Source organism: Mycobacterium sp. (genome assembly GCF_050701675.1).
Lineage (GTDB): Bacteria > Actinomycetota > Actinomycetes > Mycobacteriales > Mycobacteriaceae > Mycobacterium.
In genome coordinates this window covers 1-9,290 of the sequence record NZ_JBOGDD010001103.1, presented here as the reverse complement: position 1 = coordinate 9,290, position 9,290 = coordinate 1, and the positions used below count along the sequence as shown (strand labels likewise).

The 9,290-nt window shown below is 66.6% G+C and carries 11 protein-coding genes; 8 read left to right on the top strand and 3 right to left on the bottom strand.

Going from position 1 to position 9,290, the window contains the following annotated elements:
- The first annotated feature begins 76 nt into the window (after nt 1–76).
- The 4 genes from ACRDUX_RS34105 (at nt 77) to ACRDUX_RS34090 (ending at nt 3,743) form a co-directional block, all read left to right on the top strand.
- Entirely contained in the window at nt 77–973 is an 897-nt protein-coding gene (locus ACRDUX_RS34105) for a sulfurtransferase (protein WP_526420833.1), read from the top strand.
- Nucleotides 970–1,389, top strand: coding sequence for a SufE family protein (locus ACRDUX_RS34100; RefSeq protein WP_526420831.1), 420 nt, complete (start codon nt 970–972; stop codon nt 1,387–1,389). Before ACRDUX_RS34105 ends, ACRDUX_RS34100 begins: the two co-directional genes overlap by 4 nt.
- Before the next feature lie 123 nt (nt 1,390–1,512).
- On the top strand, nt 1,513–3,315 hold the full coding sequence (locus ACRDUX_RS34095) for an acetyl/propionyl/methylcrotonyl-CoA carboxylase subunit alpha (RefSeq protein WP_526420829.1): 1,803 nt from the start codon (nt 1,513–1,515) through the stop codon (nt 3,313–3,315).
- 95 nt (nt 3,316–3,410) lie between these two features.
- The gene (locus ACRDUX_RS34090) at nt 3,411–3,743 is read left to right on the top strand and encodes a hypothetical protein (protein ID WP_526420827.1); all 333 of its coding nucleotides are present in this window, start codon (nt 3,411–3,413) and stop codon (nt 3,741–3,743) included.
- Nucleotides 3,744–3,829: 86 nt separating this feature from the next.
- Here the strand turns inward: ACRDUX_RS34090 and ACRDUX_RS34085 are convergent, their stop codons facing one another.
- The 3 genes from ACRDUX_RS34085 to ACRDUX_RS34075 all read right to left on the bottom strand — a co-directional run bounded on the left by ACRDUX_RS34085 (nt 3,830) and on the right by ACRDUX_RS34075 (nt 5,456).
- Entirely contained in the window at nt 3,830–4,369 is a 540-nt protein-coding gene (locus ACRDUX_RS34085; protein ID WP_526420826.1) for a gamma carbonic anhydrase family protein, read from the bottom strand.
- Between the two features lie 72 nt (nt 4,370–4,441).
- Entirely contained in the window at nt 4,442–4,780 is a 339-nt protein-coding gene (locus ACRDUX_RS34080) for an Lsr2 dimerization domain-containing protein (protein WP_526420824.1), read from the bottom strand.
- 130 nt (nt 4,781–4,910) lie between these two features.
- Nucleotides 4,911–5,456, bottom strand: coding sequence for a nucleotidyltransferase family protein (locus tag ACRDUX_RS34075; protein ID WP_526420822.1), 546 nt, complete (start codon nt 5,454–5,456; stop codon nt 4,911–4,913).
- Nucleotides 5,457–5,489: 33 nt separating this feature from the next.
- Here ACRDUX_RS34075 and pbuX point away from each other — a divergent pair, with 33 nt between their 5' ends.
- The 4 genes from pbuX (at nt 5,490) to pucL (ending at nt 9,255) form a co-directional block, all read left to right on the top strand.
- Nucleotides 5,490–7,409 carry a PbuX/PucJ/PucK family nucleobase permease gene (gene pbuX / locus ACRDUX_RS34070; RefSeq protein WP_526420820.1) on the top strand — a complete coding sequence of 640 codons (1,920 nt, stop codon included), beginning with the start codon at nt 5,490–5,492 and terminating at the stop codon, nt 7,407–7,409.
- Nucleotides 7,410–7,919, top strand: coding sequence for a 2-oxo-4-hydroxy-4-carboxy-5-ureidoimidazoline decarboxylase (uraD, locus tag ACRDUX_RS34065; RefSeq protein ID WP_526420818.1), 510 nt, complete (start codon nt 7,410–7,412; stop codon nt 7,917–7,919).
- 112 nt (nt 7,920–8,031) lie between these two features.
- A complete protein-coding gene (uraH, locus tag ACRDUX_RS34060; RefSeq protein ID WP_526420816.1) occupies nt 8,032–8,352 on the top strand; it encodes a hydroxyisourate hydrolase in 321 nt (106 codons plus the stop codon).
- A gap of 3 nt (nt 8,353–8,355) precedes the next feature.
- Nucleotides 8,356–9,255 carry a factor-independent urate hydroxylase gene (pucL, locus tag ACRDUX_RS34055; RefSeq protein WP_526420814.1) on the top strand — a complete coding sequence of 300 codons (900 nt, stop codon included), beginning with the start codon at nt 8,356–8,358 and terminating at the stop codon, nt 9,253–9,255.
- Nucleotides 9,256–9,290 lie beyond the last annotated feature (35 nt).

Here is a 9,290-nt window from a genome sequence, read left to right as displayed (position 1 = left end):
GTTCGAAGGGGTCGGACTCTCCATCGCCGATCTGTGGGCCGAGAATCCGATCAACTGAACAAGTAGGCTCTGGGGTGTGTCGCTGCCCGCAGACCCCCATCCCTCACTCGCCGCCTACGCCCACCCCGAACGGCTGGTCACGGCCGACTGGCTGGCTGGCAACATCGGTCGTCCAGGCCTTGTCATCGTGGAGTCCGACGAGGACGTCCTGCTCTACGACACCGGTCACATCCCCGGTGCGGTGAAGATCGACTGGCACACCGACCTCAACGACCCGCAGGTCCGCGACTACATCGACGGTGCGCAGTTCGCTGCGCTGATGGATCGCAAGGGCATCGGCCGGGACGACACCGTCGTGATCTACGGCGACAAGAGCAACTGGTGGGCCGCCTACGCCCTGTGGGTGTTCACGCTGTTCGGTCATCCCGACGTGCGCCTGCTCGACGGCGGGCGTGACCTGTGGGTGTCGAACGGTCGAGACACCACCCTCGACGTGCCGTCCAAGTCGACGACGGGCTACCCCGTCGTCGAGCGCAACGACGCCGAGATCCGCGCCTACAAGGACGACGTGCTGGCGATCCTCGGAAACGAGCCACTGATCGACGTCCGCTCCCCGCAGGAGTACACGGGCGAACGCACCCACATGCCGGACTATCCCGAAGAGGGCGCTCTGCGCGGCGGCCACATTCCGACGGCGCAATCGATCCCCTGGGCCAAGGCCGCCCTCGACAACGGGCAGTTCCGTAGCCGGACCGAACTCGACGCGCTGTACGGGTTCCTCGATCAGGCCGGCACGGACCCAAAAACGATCGTCTACTGCCGCATCGGTGAACGCTCGAGCCACACCTGGTTCGTGCTGACCCACCTCCTTGGCAAGGAGGGCGTGCGCAACTACGACGGCTCCTGGACCGAGTGGGGCAATGCCGTGCGCGTGCCCGTCGCAGTCGGGGAAGAGCCCGGCGAAGCGCCATGACCATGACGGCCGCGCTGACCGAGGTGGTCTCGGACTTCGCCGACATGCAGGGTCAGGACAAGTTGCAGCTGCTCCTGGAATTCGCGAACGAATTGCCTGCGCTACCGGCCGACCTCGAAGTGGCGGCCATGGAGCCGGTGCCCGAGTGCCAGTCGCCGCTGTTCCTGCACGTCGACTCCTCGGACCGTGGACGCGTCCGGTTGTACTTCAGCGCGCCCGCCGAGGCACCCACCACGCGCGGTTTCGCGGCGATCCTGGCCGCCGGCCTCGACGAGCATTCGGCCGACGAGATCCTGGCCGTGCCCGACGACTTCTACTCCGAGCTAGGCCTGGCCAAGTTGATCAGCCCGCTGCGCCTTCGCGGGATGTCGGCGATGTTGACCCGCATCAAACGGCGACTCCGCGAGGGCCAGTGAATGGCGAGGACACCTACCGGCGAGTAATGGGCACCGCCTGACTCGGTACGCAGCGTCGGCGCTTAAACTGCCTCCGATACATTCTTAAAGAGGTTTCTTAGAGACATGCCATCAGGAGGCGCAGTGCCAAGTCACGCCAGCTCGAAGATCTCCAAGGTGCTCGTCGCCAACCGCGGCGAGATCGCCGTCCGGGTGATCAGGGCCGCGAAGGACGCGGGGCTGGGCAGCGTGGCCGTGTACGCCGACCCAGATTCCGACGCGCCCCACGTACGCCTCGCCGACGAGGCGTTCGCCCTCGGCGGCCAGACCTCTGCGGAGTCCTACCTCGACTTCGCCAAGATCCTCGACGCGGCCGCCAAGTCGGGCGCGAACGCCATCCACCCCGGATACGGCTTCCTCTCGGAGAACGCCGATTTCGCGCAGGCCGTACTGGATGCGGGCCTGATCTGGATCGGGCCAAGCCCGCAGTCCATCCGCGACCTCGGTGACAAGGTCACCGCGCGCCACATCGCCGCCAAGGCCAAGGCGCCGCTCGTCCCCGGCACACCAGAACCGGTCAAGGACGCCGGCGAGATCGTCGCCTTCGCCAAGGAATTCGGCGTGCCGATCGCGATCAAGGCCGCGTTCGGCGGCGGCGGTCGCGGCATGAAGGTCGCCCGCACCATCGAGGAGATTCCCGAGCTGTTCGAGTCCGCGACGCGCGAGGCCGTCTCGGCGTTCGGCCGCGGTGAGTGCTTCGTCGAGCGCTACCTGGACAAGCCGCGCCACGTCGAGGCACAGGTGATCGCCGACACCCACGGCAACGTCGTCGTCGCCGGTACCCGCGACTGCTCGCTGCAGCGCCGCTTCCAGAAGCTGGTCGAAGAGGCTCCCGCGCCGTTCTTGACCGACGCACAGCGCAAGGAGATCCACGAGTCCGCCAAGCGCATCTGCAAGGAGGCGGGTTACTACGGCGCGGGCACCGTCGAGTACCTCGTCGGCCAGGACGGCCTGATCTCGTTCCTCGAGGTCAACACCCGCCTGCAGGTGGAGCACCCGGTCACCGAGGAGACCGCCGGTATCGACCTGGTCCGTCAGCAGTTCCGGATCGCCAACGGCGAGGCCCTCGACATCACCGAGGACCCGACGCCGCGCGGTCACTCGTTCGAATTCCGCATCAACGGGGAGGACGCGGGCCGCGGGTTCCTGCCCGCCCCCGGCCCGGTGACCAAGTTCGAGCCCCCGACGGGTGCCGGTGTCCGGCTGGATTCCGGGGTCGAGACCGGTTCGGTGATCGGTGGCCAGTTCGACTCGATGCTGGCCAAGCTGATCGTCACCGGCGCCACCCGCGAAGAGGCGCTGGACCGTTCGCGTCGCGCACTGGCCGAGTTCAACGTCGAGGGCTTGGCGACGGTCATTCCGTTCCACCGCGCGGTGGTGTCCGATCCCGCCTTCATCGGTGACGACGACGGCTTCTCGGTGCACACCCGGTGGATCGAAACCGAGTGGGACAACACCGTCGAACCGTTCACCGGTGGCGGCGCCGTCGACGAGGAAGAGGCCCAGCCTCGGCAGAAGGTCGTCGTCGAGGTCGGCGGCCGTCGCGTCGAGGTGTCGCTGCCAGGTGATCTCGCGATCGGCGGCGGGGGCGCTAGTGGTGGCGTCAGCGGTGTTACCCGTAAGAAGCCCAAGCCGCGCACGCGTGGCGCCCACGGTGGCGCTGCCGCCTCGGGTGATTCGGTTACCGCCCCGATGCAGGGCACCGTGGTCAAGGTCGCCGTCGAAGAGGGCCAGCAGGTCGTCACCGGCGACCTCGTCGCCGTCCTCGAAGCCATGAAGATGGAGAACCCCGTCACTGCCCACAAGGACGGCACCATCACGGGACTCGCCGTCGAGCCCGGCGCGGCCGTCACGCAGGGCACCGTGCTCGCCGAGATCAAGGACTAGCGCGTTCATCGCCGAAACAGCATTCCCTGTCGCCAATCGCGTGATTTGGCGACAGGGAATGCTGTTTCGCCGTAAGGAAGGGTGGGTCTGATCCCATGGAAGTCGAGGAGATCAACACTGGGGAGTGGTACCTGCGCGCGCTGCGCTGCGACGACCGTGTCGACGACCGTCACGCGCTCGCCGATCTCGGCGAGACCGACCTCGACTACATCGACCAGGCGGCCGACGACTGGGAGTCCGACACCCGCTACACCTGGGCGGTGTGCGTGCCGTCGACCGGTGAGATGATCGCCGAGGTCTCGCTCGACCCGAAGACTGCCTTCATGGAAAGCCGGGGACGACCCGGCTTCGAGGACGCCGCCGCGATGGCCGAGGACACCGTCCGCAACTACGCGTCGGAGATCCTCAACATCCGCGTGTGGACGTGACGGCCCCGCCGTCGGACAGTATGTCGCCGACACCGACTGGCTGACAACGGAGTTCATCCCGACCGTGGCCGGGCTCCGGTAGCGAATCAGTCCCCTGGCGCGACCGGGGTGGCCGCGCGATGGACGCCGATCAGATATTCGTACGCAGGGGCGTTCACGCTACTGACGCTGATTTCGTCATCGCTGAGTTCGCGACGGACCTTGGCCGGTACGCCTGCCACCAGCGATCTCGGCGGGACCGCCATACCCTGCGGCAGTACGGCTCCCGGGGCGATCAACGAACCGGCGCCGACCGTCGCGCCGTTGCCGACTATCGCACCCATCCCGATCAAGCACCCGTCCTCGATGGTGCACCCGTGAAGGACTGCGTTGTGGCCGACCGTCACCCGCGCGCCGATCGTCACCGGGAATCCTGGATCGGCGTGGATCGTGACGCTGTCCTGCACGTTCGATCCGGGGCCGATGACCACGGGCTCGAATTCTGCGCGCACCGTCGCGGAGTACCAGACGCTGGCCTTCTCACCGAGCGTCACGTTGCCGATCACCGACGCGTTGGGCGCCACCCAGCTTTCGGGATGCAATCGTGGGCTGTGGCCCCCCACGGCAAGGATCAACGGCTCAGTCATGGGCCCATTGTGCCCAACTGCACCTCAAAGAACGGTGCCGAGACACGCGTAGGCCACCAACCCGCAGACGATTCAGGAATTCTCAGCCCGGTATGCGTCCACCACGTGGAACGGAAGGGGTCCACGGCTGCCGACGCTGTAGCCGTTGCTATCGCACCATTCGCGGATGGCGTCGCGCTCTTGACAACTCACGTGGCTACGCCACGGGTCGGCCCGCACCAGGTGCCGAGGGCGGCTGCTCTGCTTGCGCCCGCGTTCGGCCCACTGCGTGATCGTGCGACGCAGAACCCCGGCGTTCACCGCGGACAAGACGATTTCGTAGCGCACGCCGTCGAGGCCGAATTCGACCACTTCGTCTGCCGCCGTGCCGTCGACGTCATCGACCAGCGCGACAGTCTTGCTCTTCCCCATGGCAAAACCTTCACGACCCGTGACGCCCTAGGCGTCACTCCCCCCGGAAGTCGGCTGCCGACCACCGCACGTAGGGCGTTCCCCCGTTCCTACGTGCTCCCCTGTATATCACCCCGTACCGACTGGCTGCTCAACGTTGATCGACGTCGACACCCGATGCCAGATCACCGCATTCGACCGTGCGCACGTCGTCACGCCCCATGAGGAACGCTCGCGCGCCCTGGTCGCCGCGAAGCGTCGCCGACAACGCCTCCCAGTGTCTGCGCGCGACGACGACCGGGTGCCCAGGACGCCCGTCGTAGCTGGCCCGCGCCAGTCCGGACTCCGACGACGCGGCCATCCCGAGAACGCGGGCCACGACATCGGCGCCGACGTCGGGAGTGTCCACGAGGTGCAGTACCGCCAGATCCGCGCCGACGATCGCGGCCAGCCCCGTCCGCAGCGAAGCGCTGACGCCGGTCGCCCAGTCCGCTGCCACCACGGCACGGGCGGGCGGAGGGACGTCGACGATGGCCGCGCCCAGTACCACCACCACGTCGTCGCAACCACCCCGAGCCAAGGCGTCTACCGCCGCGCGCAGCCAGTCCCCTTGGTCTGCTAGCACTTTCGGCATTCCGAAGCGCTTCCCCGCCCCGGCAGCCAGCAATACGCCTGCCACGGAGCCCGCCTTCGACATGCGAACATTGTCAACCTGGTCGATTCTTGAGCTGTGTCCACCCCAGCGTCGGCCCCGCCGTCGAATGCCCCGAAGAAGCGCGTGCACCCGGTCGACGAGGTGCTACCCGTCCCCAAGCTCGCGCTGTATGGGTTTCAGCACGTGGTGGCCTTCTACGCCGGCGCGGTCCTGGTGCCCATCATCATCGCCGGCGCCATCAACCTTCCGCAGGAAGAACTGGTCAAGCTCATCACGGCGGACCTCTTCACCTGCGGGATCGCCTCGATCATCCAGGCCGTCGGGTTTTGGAACGTCGGGGTCCGGCTACCGCTGCTACAGGGCGTGACGTTCACGGGTGTGTCGCCGATCATCGCGATCGGGCTGGCCCACGGCGGCGGCGCGGCCAGCCTGCTCTACGTCTACGGGGCGGTGATCGTCGCAGGCGCCTTCACCTTTGCGATCGCGCCGATCTTCGTCAAGCTGCTGCGGTACTTCCCGCCAGTGGTGACTGGCACGCTCATCACGATCATCGGACTGTGCCTCGTCCCGGTCGGCGCGGGCGACGCCATCACCAATCCGCACACCCACGAGCACGACCCCACCAACGTCCGCTGGCTGCTCTACGCGCTCGGCACCATCGCGATCATCGTTGCCATCCAACGCATCTTCCGCGGCTTCGCCGCCACCATCGCGGTACTGCTCGGCTTGGTGATCGGCTGCGCAGTGGCCTTCGCGCTGGGCGACATGAACTTCGACAAGGTCGGCGCCGCCGCCCCGATCGGGTTCACTCAGCCGTTCCTGTTCGGCATGCCCAAGTTCGACCTCGTCGCGTGCATCACGATGGTCATCGTCCTGCTGATCACCGCGGTCGAGTCCACGGGAAGCACCATGGCGACGGGTGAGATCGTCGGCAAGCGGGTCAAGGCCTCCGACATCGGCAACGTGCTGCGCGCCGACGGCCTGGCGACCGCGATCGGCGGTGTCTTCAACTCGTTCCCGTACACCGCGTTCTCCGAGAACGTCGGCCTGGTGCGACTCACCGGCGTGAAGAGCCGCTGGGTGGTCGCCGCGGCGGGTGTCATCATGATCATCCTGGGTTTCCTGCCCAAGGTGGCCGCGATCGTGTCGTCGATCCCGAATCCGGTGCTGGGCGGCGCGGCACTCACCCTGTTCGCCACGGTCGCGGTCGTCGGCATCCAGACGTTGGGCAAGGTCGACTTCACCGACCACCGCAACCTGATCATCGTCACGACCAGCCTGGCCCTTGCGCTGTGGGTCACCACGTACCCCGACGTCGCCAAGGCGATGCCGACGGGCATCGACCTGCTGTTCGGCAGCGGCATCAGCATCGGCGCCATCGCCGCAATCGTGCTCAACGTCGTGTTCTTCCACCTGGGCATCAGCAGGGGACCCCGGGTGGCAGGCGACGGCACCATTACGCTCGACGAAGTGAACTCGATGACCAAGGAGCGCTTCACCGAGGTGTTCGGGCATGTGGTGCAAGACATTCCGTGGGCCGTCGACCGCGCCTTCGAGCAGCGCCCCTTCTCCGACACCAGGGCGCTCCGAGAGGCGTTCCAGGACGCCCTGCTGACCGGGTCCTCCGAGCAGCAGCTTCAGTTGATCAACGCCTTCCACGACTTGGGCGCCGAGGACGATACCGGGCACGCGCTGGCCGTGGATCACGTCGCGCTGAGCAACTTGGCCGAGGATGACCACAACGACGTCGTCGAGCTGGCCGGGGCATATCGCGAACACTTCGGGTTCCCGTTGGTGATCTGCGCGCGCGAGACCGAGCACTTCGACCGGGTGCTCAAGAACGGCTGGTCGCGGATGGACAACTCCACGGCCGCCGAGAAGGCGTTCGCGCTGATCGAAATCGCCAAGATCGCCAACTACCGTTTCGAGGACCTGGTGGCCGACGCCAACCCGATCGCGGCCGCGCGGTTCAGCCGGCTCAACGAATTGCAGTAGATGCCAACGCAAGGCGCGCTCGGCTTGGACGGCTTCAATCGGCTGACCGACCGTCAGCGGATGAATCTGCTGTTCGGCGTGTGCTCGTCGACCATCTGGGCGCGACGGGTGCTCGCGGGCGGTCCGTTTCGCGACGCGGATGCCCTCCTCGATCGCGCCGACCGGGTGCTCGCCGAGCTGCCTGACGGTGAGATCGACGCAGCACTGGACGGCCACCCGCGGATCGGGGCGAAGGTCGACAACGCGTCGTCGGCCCGCGAACAGGCCCGCGTGGTCGACGCCGACGATGCCGTCCGCGCCGAACTGGCCGCCAAGAACCGCGAGTACGACGCCAAGTTCGGCTACGTCTACCTGGTGTGCGCCAGTGGCCGCTCGGCGGAGGAGTTGCTCGCCATCCTCGCCGACCGGCTGCACAACGACGCCGACACCGAGCGTCGCGTGATGCGCAGCGAGCTGGCCAAGATCAACCGACTGCGGCTGGAACGGCTGTTGAGCGAGCCCGCGTCGTGACCCCTCCCCCTCAACCCTCCATCCCTCCCCCTCCCGCGAGCGTGCGGGTCTGCACACGACACGCCGCAGATTTATGGCACTTTGCGCACGCTCGCGGGCGAAGGTTGAGCGCATGAGCCTCTCCACGCACGTCCTCGACACCGTCTCCGGCAGGCCCGCCGCGGGTATCACCGTCACCTTGTCCGACGCCGGGGGCGTGGCCGTGTTCACCGCGACCACCGACGGCGACGGACGCATCGCGAACCTTGGCGATGCGCTCCCCGCCGGGATATACCGCCTTCACTTCGATACGGGGTCCTACTTCGCCGGACTGGACATCCCCACCTTCTATCCCGAAGTCGTCGTCGCGTTCGAGATCACCGATGCGGATGGCAAGTACCACGTCCCGGTACTGCTCTCGCCGTATGCCTATTCCACCTACCGAGGGAGTTGAGCGATGTCCAAGATCATCCTTGGCAAGAACCAGTACGGCAAGGCGGAGAACCGCGTCGTCCGGATCTATCGCGACACCCCGCGGCACGAGATCCACGACATCAACGTATCTACCTGTCTACGAGGTGATTTCAGCGCCGCGCATCTGGCGGGCGATCAATCCGAGGTGCTACCCACCGACACGCAGAAGCAGACCGCGTACGCCTATGCCAAGGAGAAGGGTCTGGTGTCCATCGAGGACTACGGCCTCGCGCTGGCCCGGCACTTCGTCAATGACGTCGGGCCGGTGGCGGGCGCACGCATCGAGATCGACGAATACGCATGGGAGCGTGCGGTCGTCGACGACGCCGAGCACGACCACACCTGGATTCGGAAGGGTCAGGAAGTGCGCACCGCCGCGATAACCGTCGACGCCGACGGCGAATGGGTGGTCGGCGGCCTCAAGGACATGGTCATCCTGAAGTCGACCGGTTCGGAATTCGCCGGGTTCCTGACGGACGGCTATACGATTCTCGAACCTACCCACGACCGCGTGATGGCCACCTCACTGGTGGCCCAGTGGCGTTTCACCACCACCGAAATTGACTGGGAGACAACGTTCACCGGCATCAAGGCGCAACTGGTGAAACAGTTCGCCGTCGTCCAGTCACTGGCATTGCAGCAGACCCTCTTCGAGATGGGCAAGGCCGTGCTTGAGACGTACCCGGCCATCGCCGAGGTGCGACTGGCGGCGCCGAACAAACACCACTTCGTCTACGACCTGTCGCCCTTCGGGCTGTCGAACGACAACGAGGTCTTCAACGCCGACGACCGTCCCTACGGCCTGATCCAGGCAACGGTGACCCGGGACGACGCCCCATCGCCTGGCGCGGCATGGGATGTCTACCAGGGCTGGCTGACCTAGCCATCCGACAGTCCGGACCCGAGACGCATGGGATG